We start from the raw sequence: 14,301 nt of genomic DNA on the forward strand, positions 1-14,301 counted from the left end.
GTGAGCCTCTGCGCGCCGACGATGATGGACGTGGCGTTTGGCGAAGCGACAACCGGCCTGGCCGAGGGCGGCATTCCGATCGGTGCCGCGCTGTTCACCGCCGACGGAGTTCTGCTCGGCCGTGGCCGCAATCGCCGGGTGCAACAAGGGGATCCGTCGCTGCATGCCGAAGTCGACGCGTTCCGCGCCGCGGGCCGGCAGCTCGACTATCGCTCCACAATCATGGTGACGACACTGTCGCCGTGCTGGTTTTGCAGCGGACTGGTGCGTCAGTTCAATATCGGCGCGCTGCTGGTGGGCGAATCTCGAACCTTCAGCGGGGGGCACGAATGGCTGGCGCGACACGGGGTGACAGTCACCGTTCTCGATGACCCGCGATGCGCGACACTGATGTCGGCCTTCATCGCCGCACACCCCGATCTGTGGCACGAGGACATCGGACAGGCGCCTTAGCCAAAGCGCGCCAGGAACTCCTCTGCCACGGCGGCCACCCGCTCGCGGTCGCGCGCTACCAACCCGATCCGGGTCCGCCGGTCCAGGATGTCTGAGACGTTCAGCGCGCCCTCATGGGTTATCGCGTATTCGAATTCGGCTCTGCTGACGTCGATTTCGGCGGCGACGGGCAAGGTCGGCCGGTCACAGGTCGCGGCGGCGACAACCTTGGGCGCCTCGGCGCCGTAGCGCTGCACCAGCGACGCCGGCAGCGCGGTGTCGCTGGTCGCGATCACCCCCGGATTGACCGGCGCCCCGATCAGCGGCAGATAGCGGGTCCGGCATTTCGCGGCGCGCAGGCGCCGCACCCGGATCGCGCGATCCAGCACATCCTGTGCCATATAGCGGTATTCGGTCAGCTTCCCGCCGATCACACTGATCACCCCGGACGCCGATTCCACGACGGCGTGTTCGCGGGACACGTCGGCGGTGCGGCCCTCGCCGGTGTCGATCAGCGGCCGCAGCCCGGCGTAGGCGCCAATCACGTCGGTGGCGACCAGGCCGGTCCCCAGCGCGGTGTTCACCGTGTCGAGCAGGAACGTGATCTCGTCGACCGACGGTTCGGGCACATCCGGAACGGGACCGGGAGCCGCCTCGTCGGTCAGCCCCAGATACACCCGGCCCAGCTGTTCGGGCATGGCGAACACGAAGCGGTTGAGCTCACCGGGAATCGGAATGGTCAGTGCCGCAGTCGGATTCCCGAATGTCTCGGCATCGAAAACCAGATGCGTGCCGCGACTGGGCCGCAACCGCAACGAGCCGTCAATCTCGCCCGCCCACACCCCGGCCGCGTTGATGACCGCGCCCGCCGCCACGTCGAACGATTCCCCTCCGCCGCGCATGTCGGTCAGCCGCACCGAGGTGCCGGTGGCCCGCGACGCCGAAACATAGGTCAGGATTCGGGCGCCGTGCTGCGCCGCAGTGCGCGCGACCGCGGTGACCAGTCGCGCGTCGTCGATCAGTTGACCGTCGTAGGCCAAAAAGCCTCCGTCCAGGCCGTCGCGTCGCACGGTGGGCGCCATCTCCACGACGCGCTGCGCCGAAATCCGGCGCGAGCGGGGCAGGGTCGACGCCGGGGTACCGGCGAGGAACCGCAACGCGTCACCGGCCAGGAACCCGCCGCGCACCAGGGCCCGCTGGCCGGGGCTCATCGACGGCAGCAACGGCACCACCTGCGGCATGGGATGAACCAGGTGAGGGGCGTTGCGCGTCATCAGGATTCCCCGCTCGATGGCACTGCGCCGGGCAATGCCCACGTTGCCGGTCGCCAGGTAGCGCAGCCCGCCGTGGACCAGTTTGGAACTCCAGCGGCTGGTGCCGAACGCCAGGTCGTGTTTCTCCACCAGCGCCACCCGCAGCCCGCGCGCCGCGGCATCCAGCGCGATCCCGGCACCGGTGATACCGCCGCCGATCACCACGACGTCCAACGGTTCACCCTCGGCGAGTGCGGTCAGGTCGGCCGCGCGGCGCGCGGCGTTCAGCGCGGTCGGATCGGCTATCACGACAGGTATCCGTTCAGCGAGTAGGCAAGCTCGGCGCCCATGGCGTCGGCGTCGAGCATCGGTTCGACCATCCGCGCCGACTGGATGGTCGACTGCGCGATCAGCAGCACCATGGTGGCCATCTGGACCGGGTCGCCGGGCCGGACGCTGCCGTGCCGCTGGGCCACCCGCAGCCGGGCGGCCAGCGCGTCGATCAACATGCGCTGGCTGGTCCCCAACCGTTCGGTGATGTACGTCGATGCAAGGTCCGAGTGCAGCACCGACATCACCAAGCGGTCCGCGCGCAGTCGATCCGTCACCGTAACTATCTGTCGCACAAGCGATTCGCGATCGTCTCCGAGCAACGGCGCGTCGCGCATCACCTCGGTGACGTGCTGGGTCAACAGCGCCGCCACGATCGACTGCGTGTCCGGCCACCGCCGGTACACCGTCGGCCTGCTGACGCCCGCGCGCCGGGCTATCTCGGCGAGGGTCACCCGGCCCACGCCGAAATCCACCACACAGCTGGCCGCCGCCCCGAGGATGCGCTCGCCGGTATCCAACCTTGCGTTACGGGTTGACAACATATGTAATACTGTAACGCATGACGCATCCCCAGGAGCTTCTGCCGCCGATGAAATGGAACGGCTGGGGAGATCCCGCCGCGGCCAAGCCGCTCTCGGAGGGGATCCGGTCATTACTGCAGCAGGCCGTCGGGGTCGAGGGGTCCCACACGGCCGAACTGCAATCCGACCAGGTGAAGCTGCGCCCGTCGGCGTTGTCGCAGTCCGATCACGAGGCACTGGCCGCCATCGCCGGCGCCGAGTACTGCCGCACCGCGGACCCCGATCGGTTGCTACGCGCGGGCGGCAAATCCACCATCGACCTGCTCAACCGCATGGAGCGTGGTCCACAGGATGCGCCCGATGCGGTGTTGCTTCCCGGCGACGACGAAGCCGTCGCCGCGATCCTGCGCTACTGCTCGCAGCATCGCATCGCCGTCGTGCCCTTCGGCGGGGGCACCAGCGTGGTCGGTGGGCTCGATCCCATCCGCGCGGACTTCTCGGCCGTGGTCTCGCTTGATCTGCGCCGCTTCGATCAACTCATCTCTTTGGACCAAGTGTCCGGCCAGGCCGTCTTCGGGGCGGGAGTCACCGGACCGGATGCCGAAAGACTCCTTGGCGCCCAAGGCTTTTCACTCGGCCATTTCCCGCAGAGTTTCGAATACGCCACCATCGGCGGTTTCGCCGCCACCCGCTCCTCGGGACAGGACTCAGCAGGCTACGGCCGATTCAACGACATGGTGCGGGGGCTGCGGGTGGTCACCCCGGTGGGCATCATGGACCTGGGCCGGGCACCGGAATCGGCCGCGGGTCCCGACCTGCGCCAGCTGTTGATCGGCTCGGAGGGCACCCTGGGCGTCATCACCCGGGCGCGGCTGCGGGTGCACCGAGCGCCCGAGGCCGTCCGCTACGAGGCGTGGTCGTTCCCCGATTTCGAGACCGGGGCCGCCGCCCTGCGCGCGGTCACCCAAAATGCCACCGGCCCCACCGTCATTCGGCTCTCCGACGAGGCCGAGACCGGAGTCAACCTCGCCACCACCGAGGCCATCGGTGAATCTCAGGTCACCGGCGGATGCCTGGGCATCACCGTGTTCGAAGGCACCAAGGAACACGCCGAGAGCCGGCACGCCGAAACCAGCGCACTACTGGCGGCCCGGGGCGGGACCTCGCTGGGCGAAGGACCGGCGCGGGCCTGGGAGCGCGGCCGGTTCGGCGCGCCGTACCTGCGCGATTCGCTACTCGCGGCGGACGCGCTGTGCGAAACCCTGGAGACCGCCATCGACTGGTCAGGCGTTCCCGCACTGAAAGCCGCTGTCACCAAAGCACTTACCGAGGCGCTCGCCGCGAGCGGCACGCCGGCCCTTGTGATGTGTCACATTTCCCACGTCTACCCCACCGGCGCGTCGTTGTACTTCACCGTCGTCGCCGGGCAACGGGGCAATCCGATCGAGCAATGGAAAGCCGCCAAAAGGGCCGCGTCGGATGCCATCATGGCGACCGGCGGGACCATCACCCACCATCATGCGGTCGGTGCCGACCACCGGCCGTGGATGCGCGACGAGATAGGCGAACTGGGAGTGCAGGTGCTACGCGCGGTCAAGGCGACATTGGATCCGGCCGGAATTCTCAATCCCGGCAAGCTGATTCCGTGACCCGCCGCGAGGTCGGCAAAGTCACCGCGCTGACCAATCCCGTCTCCGGACACGGCGCCGCCATCCGCGCGGCCCAGGTCGCGATCGCCCGCCTGCACGAGCGGGGCGTGCAGGTCACCGAGATCATCGGCGACGACGCGCAAGACGCGCGCCACCTGGTAGCCGCCGAACTCGATATGGGAACGGACGCGGTCATGGTCACCGGCGGCGACGGCGTCGTCTCCAACGCGCTGCAGGTGCTGGCGGGCACCGATGTTCCGCTGGGCATCGTCCCGGCGGGCACCGGCAACGACCACGCCCGTGAATTCGGCATCCCCACAAAGGATCCCGGAGCCGCCGCGGACGTCGTCGCCGATGGCTGGACGGAAACCATTGACTTGGGCCGGATCCGGTGGGGTGACGCTGAAAAGTGGTTCGGCACTGTGGCGGCCACCGGATTCGACTCCCTGGTGACCGACCGCGCCAATCGGATGAGCTGGCCGCACGGGCGGCTGCGCTATTACGTCGCGATGCTGGCCGAGCTGTCCCAGCTGCGGCTCCTACCCTTCCGCTTGGTGCTCGACGGCACCAAGGAGATCGACGCCAACATCACGCTCGCCGCCTTCGGCAACACCCGCAGCTACGGCGGCGGGCTGCTGATCTGTCCCAACGCCGACCCCACCGACGGCCTGCTCGACATCACCATGGCCCACTCGGCGTCCCGGACCAAACTGGTCCGCCTGTTCCCCACCGTCATGAAAGGGACTCACGTCAACCTCGACGAGGTCAGCACGGCACGGGCCAAAACGATCCACGTCGAGTGCCCCGGCATCAACGTCTACGCCGACGGCGACTTCGCCTGCGCGCTACCGGCCGAGATCTCGGCGGTGCCTGGAGCCCTGCAGATCCTTCGCCCGGCCAACCGATAGGCGCGGTCTCCGGGGACCATTACCGCGTGTTCGAAAGCGCTAGCTGATGCGCTAGCTGTTTGCGGAGTCGCTTATTGCTTCCAGACAGGCGGTTAGAGAGACGGCCCGACAGGCGGTTAGAGAGACGGCCCGACAGGCGGCCCGGACGACGCCGCCGATCGATTAACCGACGCCCCGGCTCAACCAGGTCACCTCGCCGACGTCGCCGCCGTCGCGGTAGGCCTCGAGCGCCTCATCCCAGGCCGTGCCCAGCACCGAGTCCAACTCCGCGGCCAGGGTGTCGGCGCCCTGGGCCATCATCGACCGTAGCCGCATCTCCCCGACCATGACGTCGCCGTTGGCGCTCATCGCCCCGCTCCACAGACCCAGTTGCGGGGTGTGGCTGAACCGGTGGCCGTCGACGCCGGGGCTGGGATCCTCGGTGACCTCGAACCGCAGCACGGACCACGACCGCAACGCGTTGGCCAGTTTGGCGCCGGTGCCCACCGGTCCGACCCAATTGGTGACCGCGCGCAGCTGTCCGGGCATCGCCGGCTGGGGCGTCCAGTTCAGATTCGCCTTGGCACCCAGGGTCGACGACAACGCCCACTCGACATGCGGGCAAACCGCCGCCGGCGAAGCGTGCACGTACACCACGCCAGTCGTCACGTCGGCGAATTGATTTGACGCTCGCATTTCCTGCTCCTTCGGTTCCACGAGGGACGTCTTCCCCAACGACCTGCGGACCCGACAAACAGGGCAGCTTGCTGAAATCTTCGATTTTTTGTGTGTCGTGCGTGTCTATTGTGCCTTGTGATACCCGTGTTGCGCTAGTGTGCATTTCCCATTAGCTGTAATCGGCTATCACAGCGTCGGAAATCGCCGGCCACGCCTGCAGCGCCCACTTCCCGAAATCCCGGTCTGTGAGGACCACCAGCGCCAGGTCTTTTTCCGGATCTGCCCAGATGAAACCGCCTGCTTGGCCGAAATGGCCGTACGTTCGCGCGGAATTGCGCGCGCCCGTCCAGTGCGGCGATTTCGCGTCGCGGAGCTCAAAACCCAGCCCCCAGTCATTGGGCCGTTGCACCCCGTAACCCGGCAGAACACCGTCCAGACCGGGAAACTGCACCGTCGTCGCCTCGGCGTGCAGGCCCGCCGAGACCGTCGCCGGGCGCAGCAGGTCCCCCGCGAACGCCGCCAAGTCGGCCACCGTCGACCTCGCACCGAACCCGGCGGCCACCGCCCCGCCGTCCAGGCTGGTCGCCGCCATGCCCAGCGGTTCGCACACCGCCTCGGTCAGATAGCGGGCGAACTCGATGCCGGTGGCGTGCTCCACGGTCTGCCCCAGCACGGTGAAGCCCTGGTTGGAGTAGATCCGGCGAGCACCGGGGGCGGCCAGCACCCGGTCGGAGTGCATCGACAGACCCGACGCGTGGGACAGCAGGTGGCGGACGGTGGCGCCGGGCGGGCCGGCGGCCGTGTCGAGGTCCACCGCACCCTCTTCGATGGCGACCTGCACGGCCCGGGCCGCCAGCGGCTTGGTCACCGAGGCCAATTCGAACACCCGCTCGGTGTCGCCGTGGCCGGCCAGCACACCGCCGGGCCCCACCACCGCCGCGGCGGCGGCCCCGACCGGCCAGTCGGCCAGGGCGTCGAGGGCCGCCATCACTTCCGGGCGATGTAGTAGTTGTTGATCGGGTCCGACTCGATCTCAGCCACCCGCACGTCGCCGAATCCGGCGTCGGCCAGCATCGCGACGGCCAGTTGCGTCCCCCAGGCGGTGCCCAGCCCGGCGCCGTCCAGCGCCAACGACACCGTCATGCAGTGCATCAACGACGTCGTGTACAGGTAGGTGCTCATCGGGACGCCGACGTTCTCCTCGAGCAGGCTCGACGCCTTGATGTCGGCCATCAACAGGACACCGCCGGGCCGCAGCGCCCGGTAGATATTCTCCAACACCCGCGCGGGCTGAGCCTGATCGTGAATCGCGTCGAAGACGGTGATGAGGTCGTAGGCGTCCGTCTTGTCCAGATCGGCAAGGTTGTGGCTTTCGAAGGCCGCGTTGGACAGGCCCCGCTCGGCGGCTTCCCGGATCCCGGAAGCGATGGCCTGCTCGGAGAAGTCGATGCCGGTGAAGCGGCTGGCCGGAAACGCTTGTGCCATCACGTTGATGGCGTGTCCGCTGCCGCACCCGAAATCCGCCACCTCGGCCCCGGACCGCAGCCGCTGCACGAGTCCGTCCACCAGCGGCAGCACCACGTCGACCAACGCCGTGTCGTACACCACGCCGCTCTGCTCGGCCATCAACTCATGGAAGCGGGGAAACTCGCTGTACGGCAACCCGCCACCGGCACGGAAGCAGCCGATGATTTTTTGTTCGACCTCGGCGAGTACCGGAACGAGCAGAGTCACCAGCGCCAGGTTGTCCGGTCCGGCCGCGCGCGTCAGCACGGCGGCGCGCTGCGCGGGCAACGAGTAGCGGGCGGTGTCGGAGTCGTACTCGACGACGCGTCCGGTGGTCATGCCGGCCAACCACTCTCGGACGTAGCGTTCGTTGAGCCCGGCGGCCTCGGCGATCTGCTCGCTGGTGGCGGGGGCCAGCCCGGCCATCGTGTCCAGCAGACCGGTCTGATGCCCGATGCTGAGCAACAGCGTCAGGCTGGCGCCGTCGATGGCCCCGGTGATTCGTTCGGTGAATTCTTCGGTGGTTTCCAAAGCCGTCACGCCCAGGGACGCTACACCCGGTTATCGCTTCGCCGGTGGCCAACGGTGGATGGGTGGACAACCCGCCGCGAGATGTATGGCGGCGAACGCTTAGGTTGGAGCCCATGAGTCAGACAGTGCGCGGCGTGATTTCACGCAAGAAGGGCGAACCCGTCGAGTTGGTGGACATCGTTGTCCCGGATCCCGGGCCCGGTGAGGCTCTGGTCGACATCATCGCCTGCGGGGTGTGCCACACCGACCTGACCTACCGCGAGGGCGGCATCAACGACGAGTATCCGTTTCTGCTCGGCCACGAGGCCGCCGGCCGGGTCGAGGCCGTCGGCGAAGGCGTGACCGCCGTCGAGGCGGGCGACTTCGTGGTGCTGAACTGGCGCGCGGTGTGCGGGCAGTGCCGGGCGTGCAAGCGCGGCAGGCCGCACCTGTGCTTCGACACCTTCAATGCCACCCAGAAAATGACGCTGACCGACGGCACCGAGCTGACGCCCGCCCTGGGCATCGGGGCGTTCGCCGACAAGGCGCTGGTGGCCGCCGGCCAGTGCACCAAGGTCAACCCGGAGGCCGATCCCGCCGTCGCGGGTCTGTTGGGCTGCGGGGTGATGGCCGGGCTGGGCGCCGCGATCAATACCGGCGCCGTCACCCGGGACGACACCGTTGCGGTGATCGGTTGCGGCGGCGTCGGCGACGCCGCGATCGCCGGTGCCGCGCTGGTCGGGGCCAGGCGGATCATCGCCGTGGACACCGACAACACCAAATTGGACTGGGCCCGCAAGTTCGGCGCCACGCACACCGTCAACGCCCGCGAATCCGACGTGGTCGAGACCATTGCCGACCTCACCGACGGGTTCGGCGCCAACGTGGTGATCGACGCGGTGGGCCGGCCCGAAACCTGGAAGCAGGCCTTCTACGCCCGCGATCTCGCCGGAACCGTTGTGCTGGTGGGTGTTCCGACCCCCGACATGCGCCTGGAGATGCCGCTGGTGGACTTCTTCAGCCACGGCGGCTCGCTGAAGTCATCCTGGTACGGCGACTGCCTGCCCGAACGTGACTTCCCCACCCTGATCGACCTGTACCTGCAGGGCCGGCTTCCGCTGGACAAGTTTGTCTCGGAGCGAATCGGGCTAGACGGCATCGAGGAGGCGTTCGAGAAGATGCATGACGGCAAAGTATTGCGTTCGGTGGTGATGCTCTGATGGTGGTCATCGACCGGGTAGTCACCCACGGCACCTTTGAACTCGACGGCGGCAGTTGGGAAGTCGACAACAACATCTGGCTGATCGGCGACAATTCCAATGTCGTGGTGTTCGACGCCGCCCACGACGCCGCGCCGATCATCGAGGCCGTGGGCGGCCGCCACGTGGTGGCGGTGGTGTGCACGCACGGCCACAACGACCATGTCACGGTGGCTCCCGAACTCGGCAAGGCGCTCGATGCTCCGGTTCTGCTGCACCCAGCCGACGAAATGTTGTGGCGAATGACCCATCCGGATAAGGACTTTCGCACCATTTCCGACGGGCACACGTTGAAGATCGACGGCACCGAGCTCACCGCGCTGCACACTCCGGGCCACTCCCCGGGTTCGGTGTGCTGGTATGTGCACGACATGGGCGTCGTGTTCAGCGGCGACACCCTGTTCTCCGGCGGCCCGGGCGCGACGGGACGGTCTTATTCCGATTTCCCGACGATTCTCGAGTCCATCTCCGGTCGCCTGGGCAAGCTGCCGGGCGAGACGGTCGTGCACACGGGCCACGGCGACAGCACCACCATCGGCGACGAAATCGTGCACTACGAAGAGTGGGTGGCCCGCGGGCACTGATTCTTTCAAGCTGACCGATAACCGGCCCGGCCACTATCGTTGATCCATGCGTCCTGAACCCCGGATGCCCGAATCGAGCATTGTGGTGCGGCCCGAGCCGGTCTACACCGAGGCGACGCGGTTGCGGGCGGCCGGCTTGGCGCGGGCGATCGCGGCGTTCGAACGCGCCGCCGAACAGGTGCTCCTGCCCCGGGCTCCGCAGCCGATCGTCATCGCCGATTACGGCGCCGCCAACGGCTACAACTCGATGAAGCCTCTGTCGGCGGCCATCGCGGTGCTGCGCCGGCGCACCCGCCACGATCACGCAATCCTGGTGGCGCACACCGATGTACCGCACAACGACTTCGCGGCGCTCTTCAAGACGGTGGCCGACGACCCGGAAAGCTATCTGCATTCCGACACGGCGACGTTCACCTCGGCGGTCGGCCGGTCGTTTTATGACCAGATCGTGCCGTCCAAGACGGTCAACCTGGGCTGGACGTCGTGGGCCACCCAGTGGTTGAGCCGGACGCCGTGCGAGGTGCCCGATCACGTGCACGTCTCGCGCAGCAAGGACGACGCGGTGCGGTCGGCATACGCCGACCAGGCCGCGTTGGACTGGCATAACTTCGTCGCCTTCCGCGGGCGGGAGTTGGCCCCCGAGGGCCGGCTGGTGGCGTTGATGCTGGGCGCCGACGAGGGCACCGAATACGACACGGCGGGATTCGGACCGTTGCTCGATGCCATCGTCGAGGCGCTGGGCGAGCAGGTGCGCCACGGCCTGCTGCATCCAGACGAGTTGCGGCGCATGACGATTCCCACGTTCGCCCGTGCCGAAAAGGATTTCCGCGCCCCGTTCGCGCCGAAGGGGCGGTTCGAAGGCCTGATGATCGAGCACCTCGAGATGTTCAACGCCGAGGACCGGTTCTGGGCTCGTTACCAGTTAGACCACGACGCAGAGGCTTTCGGCGAGCAGTGGGCGGCCTTCGCTCGCGTCGCGCTGTTCCCCTCATTGGTGGCCGGACTCGATGGTGGGCTGCACGACGAGCGGGCCGCGCAATTCGTCGAGCGGCTGGCGGTCACCGTCGCCGGGCGTCTGTCAAGCGCACCTGAGCCGATGCGGATTCCGCAGGCCTTGGTGGTGCTGGTCAAGCGCGACACTTCGCGCCAATGAGAGTTTTGGCACAACGGCGCAGCGGGTAACCCCTTGCAATCGTCAACCTGCGACTGCAAGGGGGTAGACGCATGAGCGTGCAGGACGATAAAGGGACTGATCAAGCCGAACAAACTGATCAAGCCGATCAAGAGGATGAGCAGCGGCTCACCGAAAAGCCTGAGCCTGACGAGGACGACAAAAAAGAGGCCGCCAAGATGATGGAGGCCTACGAGGACAAGCCCACGATCGTGCTGCCCGGCACCGGCGGGAGCGTGTCCGGCACCGCGGTCAATGATTGGTTGGACGAGGACGGCAATCCCAAGCACGAAACGCCCGAGGGCGTGGACGAGTCGAAGGACGACGACAGCGAGCGTGACGAAAAGGCTCTGCAGGAACAGATCGATAAGGACAAGGCCCTCAACGAGCAGCTCAGAGAGGCCGCCGAGGAGGAGAACAAGGGCGAAAAAGGTTGAGCCAAACCTGAATCCGCGTTTTGCGGTCAGTGAGCGGGTATCGGGCCTAACGCGCTGATGCCCAAGTTGCCCTCGATCTCCTGAATGAACTGGTTGACCCGGTCGAGTCCCGGAATGGGTTCGTTGACACCCGGAATCGGTGGGATCGGCGGGGCCGCCACCCGACGCGGCGCCGCCGCGGCCGGTGGCGCCGCCTGAGGAGTCGCTTTGGGCGTGGTGGTCATCGGCGTCTCGGTCTCGGCGGGCGGGGTGGTGTCGGAGGTCGACGGCACCGGAACGTCCGGCGCCGGCGGGGCGGGTGCGGCGGTTGCGCCGTTGGGAGCCGGCGGCGGGGCCGCGGGCGTGGTGCTCAACGCCGGCGCCGGCGTGGTCGCCGATTTGTTCTGCGAACTCAGCCCGATCGCCACGGCGATTCCCACCAGCAGCACGGCCGCGATGGTGATGATGAGGGCCGCCGCCGGCAGCAGAAGCCGGCGGGAAAACAGCCTCTTGCGCTTCGAGGTTTCGGGCGCGGCGTCGGAAGCCGGCAACGAGCCGGCGTCAGGCGTCGGATCCCCGGCCGCGCCGACGTCATTGACCCGCGCGTTGTGACCGGTGGCCGACCAGGCCCGTGCCAGTTCTGCCTGCGTCGGCTCGGCCGGTGGCGCCTGGGCGGTCGCGGTGGCTTCCGGGCGCGGATCCGGCCGCAGCGGTGCACGACCCGTCCCGGTCGCGGGTGCGACGGGCGCGGTGGCGGGTGCGGCGGGCGCCGAGAGCGTGGCGTCGGTGTCACCGGGGCCGTGCGCCACCCGCAACGCGGCACCGACCGCGGCCGTGAGCTGCGGGCGCGGCGTCGTGGCGACGGGAACGCGAAAATGCCGCGACAGTGTGGTGGTGACGGTCGGCAGGTTCGCCCCGCCGCCCGTCGAGACCACCGCGACGAGATCCCGAATCCCGTTGCGCGCCAACGTGTCATCCAATGCCGCGATCACGCTGGTCAGTGATGGGCGGATCGCGTCGTCAAGTTCGTGCCGGGTGAGCCGGACTTCGCCGCGCGTCCCGGTCAGCCCGTCGGTCAGCGTGGCCGTCGTGCTTGCGGACAGCTGTTCCTTGGCGACCCGGCATGCGCTGCGCAGCCGGCTCAGCGAGCCGATCGCCGCGGTGCTCGACGGCAATGCACCGGTGGTCGGCATGTTGGCGATGACGACGCCCAGCAGCGCCTGGTCCATCAGGTCCCCGGAGAAATCGCGGTGCCGAACGGTCGGGGCCAGCGCGCGGTAGTCGCCGTCGGCGTGCATCAGTGTGATGCTCGTGCCGCTGCCGCCGAAATCGCAGATGGCCACGGTCCCGCGCGGCGGTATGCCGGGGTTGGTCCGCACGGCCAGCAGCGTCGCGGCGGCGTCGGGGATCAGCAAGATAGGGCGCGCGCGCCGCGACCATTCGGGAATCTCGCTGAGCGCCGCGCCAAGGGCCTCCACCGTGTGCGATTCCCAGTGGGCCGGATAGGTGACCGCCACGTCGTCGGGCAGGGCGCGTCCGCCGGTGGCGGCGTAGGCGAGCGCACGCAGCGCGTCGGCGATCAATACCTCGCTGCGGTGCACCGAGCCGTCGACGGCCACGACGCCACGCGGGTCGCCGACCCGGTTCACCAAGCCGGTGATCACGACGCCGGGCCCCTGCAGTCTGGGGTTCTCGGCGGGGATGCCGACCTCGGTGGGACGATCCGGATACAGCGTCAGGACGGGCTTGCGGGTGATGGCGTTGTCGGCGGTCACGGCCGCCAGGTTGGTGGCACCGATCGATAAGCCCAGCGCGGTCCCAGCTCCATTGGCCATATCCCAATCCCCGCATCCACAGCAGCACGACTCGCATCCGGCTAGCCGTTATTGTGCCGCCAAAACCTGTATTCCGGGTCAGCGGCGGCTATGCGCCGGCTGTGCGCGCTCAGCGAATGGTCCCTTCGCCGGCGATCAGCGGGAGGTCGAGCGGTGTGACCCAGCCCGGCCGCAGGTCGTTGACCGCCGGAACGGCATTGAGTGCGCGCAGGCCGGTCGCCAGGCACCCGGCCGCGGCCGCGTCCCGGCCCGAGCCGTCGGTGAACCGGAACGCGGTCTCCTGAGAGATGCTCGGCGTCCCCTCAATGTCCACGCGGTAGACGTCGTTGTCGTAACCCGTCGGCCACTCCGGCGCGGCGTCCAGCCCGATCCGGTTGACGTGTTCGAGCTGGATGCGCGTCTCGCCCTTATAGACGCCGTTGATGGTGAACCGGACGGCCGCCACGTGCCCCGGTTTGATGACGCCCCGGGCGGAGTTGCGCTCCGTCGGGGTCACCCACTTGTCCCAGGTGGTGGTGATCTCGTCGAGCATGATGCCGGCGGCGTGCGCGATCATCGGGACGGTGGCGCCCCACGCGAAGATCAGCATGTCGCGGTCTTCCAGCATCGGCTTGAATTCGGGCTCGCGGCCGATGCCCATCTCGAATTCGTAGTCGCCCTCGTAGTTGGTGTAGTCCAGCAGCTCGGAGGCCCGGACCCGGCGGACCTCGGAGCACAGCCCCATCAACGTCATCGGGAACAGGTCGTTGGCGAAGCCGGGGTCGATGCCGGTGGTGAAGCAGGACGACTCCCCCAGCTCGCAGGCCTCGGTGATGGGCTGGATCCAGTTCGGCGGGTTGAGGTTCATGGTCGGCCAGACCCACGGGGTCATCGCGGTCGAGCACACGTCGATGCCGGCCCGCAGGAAGCGGGTGATCAGCGAAATGTTCTCCTTGGCGTGCATCGCCGTCGGGCCGTAGTGCACCAGCGCGTCGGGTTTCAACGCAATCAGGGCATCGATGTCGTCGGTGGCGGTGATGCCGACCGGTTCGGGCAGCCCGCAGATCTCGCCGACATCGCGGCCGACCTTGTCTGGGTTGCTCACGCCGACGCCCACCAACTCGAACAACGGATGCTTGACGATCTCGGCGATCACCATCTTGCCAACGAAGCCGGTTCCGTAGACCACCACACGCTTTGAGCCGTGTCCCGCCATGCCTTGACGCCACCTTTCCGGTCACCAGCCCCCGCTTCGGCTTCACATTAAGCGCGCGCGCAGGCGGCATCT

The 14,301-nt window shown here is 68.0% G+C and carries 14 protein-coding genes; 7 read left to right on the forward strand and 7 right to left on the reverse strand.

Going from position 1 to position 14,301, the window contains the following annotated elements:
• Positions 1-21: 21 nt before the first annotated feature.
• Positions 22-453, forward strand: a complete 432-nt coding sequence (locus G6N50_RS08815; RefSeq protein ID WP_083099794.1) for a nucleoside deaminase — start codon at positions 22-24, stop codon at positions 451-453.
• Here the strand turns inward: G6N50_RS08815 and G6N50_RS08820 are convergent.
• Both G6N50_RS08820 and G6N50_RS08825 read right to left on the reverse strand, forming a co-directional pair.
• Positions 450-1,994 carry a glycerol-3-phosphate dehydrogenase/oxidase gene (locus G6N50_RS08820; RefSeq protein ID WP_083099795.1) on the reverse strand — a complete coding sequence of 515 codons (1,545 nt, stop codon included), beginning with the start codon at positions 1,992-1,994 and terminating at the stop codon, positions 450-452. The two genes, G6N50_RS08815 and G6N50_RS08820, sit on opposite strands and share 4 nt — an antisense overlap.
• Positions 1,991-2,560: a TetR/AcrR family transcriptional regulator gene (locus G6N50_RS08825; RefSeq protein WP_083099797.1), complete on the reverse strand. Its 570-nt coding sequence runs from the start codon at positions 2,558-2,560 to the stop codon at positions 1,991-1,993. The genes G6N50_RS08820 and G6N50_RS08825 overlap by 4 nt, the downstream gene beginning before the upstream one ends.
• A 47-nt stretch (positions 2,561-2,607) precedes the next feature.
• On the opposite strand from G6N50_RS08825, the gene G6N50_RS08830 reads away from it, so the two are divergent.
• Both G6N50_RS08830 and G6N50_RS08835 read left to right on the forward strand, forming a co-directional pair.
• Positions 2,608-4,188 carry an FAD-binding oxidoreductase gene (locus G6N50_RS08830; RefSeq protein WP_142275801.1) on the forward strand — a complete coding sequence of 527 codons (1,581 nt, stop codon included), beginning with the start codon at positions 2,608-2,610 and terminating at the stop codon, positions 4,186-4,188.
• Positions 4,185-5,096: a diacylglycerol kinase gene (locus G6N50_RS08835; protein ID WP_083099801.1), complete on the forward strand. Its 912-nt coding sequence runs from the start codon at positions 4,185-4,187 to the stop codon at positions 5,094-5,096. Before G6N50_RS08830 ends, G6N50_RS08835 begins: the two co-directional genes overlap by 4 nt.
• A 162-nt stretch (positions 5,097-5,258) precedes the next feature.
• Here G6N50_RS08835 and G6N50_RS08840 read toward each other — a convergent pair whose 3' ends face one another.
• The 3 genes from G6N50_RS08840 to G6N50_RS08850 all read right to left on the reverse strand — a co-directional run bounded on the left by G6N50_RS08840 (position 5,259) and on the right by G6N50_RS08850 (position 7,799).
• Positions 5,259-5,771: a DUF3145 domain-containing protein gene (locus G6N50_RS08840; RefSeq protein ID WP_067836629.1), complete on the reverse strand. Its 513-nt coding sequence runs from the start codon at positions 5,769-5,771 to the stop codon at positions 5,259-5,261.
• A 151-nt stretch (positions 5,772-5,922) separates the two neighbouring features.
• Positions 5,923-6,741, reverse strand: a complete 819-nt coding sequence (locus G6N50_RS08845; protein ID WP_083099802.1) for a serine hydrolase domain-containing protein — start codon at positions 6,739-6,741, stop codon at positions 5,923-5,925.
• Positions 6,741-7,799, reverse strand: coding sequence for a class I SAM-dependent methyltransferase (locus tag G6N50_RS08850; RefSeq protein WP_083099804.1), 1,059 nt, complete (start codon positions 7,797-7,799; stop codon positions 6,741-6,743). The genes G6N50_RS08845 and G6N50_RS08850 overlap by 1 nt, the downstream gene beginning before the upstream one ends.
• 104 nt (positions 7,800-7,903) lie before the next feature.
• Between G6N50_RS08850 and G6N50_RS08855 the strand changes: the two genes are divergently transcribed.
• The 4 genes from G6N50_RS08855 (at position 7,904) to G6N50_RS08870 (ending at position 11,220) form a co-directional block, all read left to right on the forward strand.
• Entirely contained in the window at positions 7,904-8,989 is a 1,086-nt protein-coding gene (locus G6N50_RS08855; protein WP_083099806.1) for an S-(hydroxymethyl)mycothiol dehydrogenase, read from the forward strand.
• Positions 8,989-9,612, forward strand: a complete 624-nt coding sequence (locus tag G6N50_RS08860; RefSeq protein ID WP_083099807.1) for an MBL fold metallo-hydrolase — start codon at positions 8,989-8,991, stop codon at positions 9,610-9,612. The genes G6N50_RS08855 and G6N50_RS08860 overlap by 1 nt, the downstream gene beginning before the upstream one ends.
• A 46-nt stretch (positions 9,613-9,658) precedes the next feature.
• Complete coding sequence (locus tag G6N50_RS08865; protein WP_083099809.1) at positions 9,659-10,765, forward strand: class I SAM-dependent methyltransferase; 1,107 nt, start codon at positions 9,659-9,661, stop codon at positions 10,763-10,765.
• Between the two features lie 71 nt (positions 10,766-10,836).
• Positions 10,837-11,220, forward strand: coding sequence for a hypothetical protein (locus tag G6N50_RS08870; protein ID WP_083099811.1), 384 nt, complete (start codon positions 10,837-10,839; stop codon positions 11,218-11,220).
• A gap of 26 nt (positions 11,221-11,246) precedes the next feature.
• Here G6N50_RS08870 and G6N50_RS08875 read toward each other — a convergent pair whose 3' ends face one another.
• Positions 11,247-13,034 carry an Hsp70 family protein gene (locus tag G6N50_RS08875; RefSeq protein WP_083099812.1) on the reverse strand — a complete coding sequence of 596 codons (1,788 nt, stop codon included), beginning with the start codon at positions 13,032-13,034 and terminating at the stop codon, positions 11,247-11,249.
• 109 nt (positions 13,035-13,143) lie between these two features.
• The gene (locus G6N50_RS08880) at positions 13,144-14,229 is read right to left on the reverse strand and encodes an NAD(P)H-dependent amine dehydrogenase family protein (RefSeq protein WP_083099814.1); all 1,086 of its coding nucleotides are present in this window, start codon (positions 14,227-14,229) and stop codon (positions 13,144-13,146) included.
• Positions 14,230-14,301: the final 72 nt, after the last annotated feature.

Source organism: Mycobacterium mantenii, from assembly GCF_010731775.1.
Lineage (GTDB): Bacteria > Actinomycetota > Actinomycetes > Mycobacteriales > Mycobacteriaceae > Mycobacterium > Mycobacterium mantenii.

Coding starts and splice junctions, on each gene's coding strand:
- G6N50_RS08815 (WP_083099794.1), top strand. CDS start 22: ATGATGGACGTGGCGTTTGGCGAAGCGACAACCGGCCTGGCCGAGGGC.
- G6N50_RS08825 (WP_083099797.1), bottom strand. CDS start 2,560: ATGTTGTCAACCCGTAACGCAAGGTTGGATACCGGCGAGCGCATCCTC.
- G6N50_RS08830 (WP_142275801.1), top strand. CDS start 2,608: ATGAAATGGAACGGCTGGGGAGATCCCGCCGCGGCCAAGCCGCTCTCG.
- G6N50_RS08840 (WP_067836629.1), bottom strand. CDS start 5,771: ATGCGAGCGTCAAATCAATTCGCCGACGTGACGACTGGCGTGGTGTAC.
- G6N50_RS08845 (WP_083099802.1), bottom strand. CDS start 6,741: ATGGCGGCCCTCGACGCCCTGGCCGACTGGCCGGTCGGGGCCGCCGCC.
- G6N50_RS08855 (WP_083099806.1), top strand. CDS start 7,904: ATGAGTCAGACAGTGCGCGGCGTGATTTCACGCAAGAAGGGCGAACCC.
- G6N50_RS08860 (WP_083099807.1), top strand. CDS start 8,989: ATGGTGGTCATCGACCGGGTAGTCACCCACGGCACCTTTGAACTCGAC.
- G6N50_RS08865 (WP_083099809.1), top strand. CDS start 9,659: ATGCGTCCTGAACCCCGGATGCCCGAATCGAGCATTGTGGTGCGGCCC.
- G6N50_RS08870 (WP_083099811.1), top strand. CDS start 10,837: ATGAGCGTGCAGGACGATAAAGGGACTGATCAAGCCGAACAAACTGAT.
- G6N50_RS08875 (WP_083099812.1), bottom strand. CDS start 13,034: ATGGCCAATGGAGCTGGGACCGCGCTGGGCTTATCGATCGGTGCCACC.
- G6N50_RS08880 (WP_083099814.1), bottom strand. CDS start 14,229: ATGGCGGGACACGGCTCAAAGCGTGTGGTGGTCTACGGAACCGGCTTC.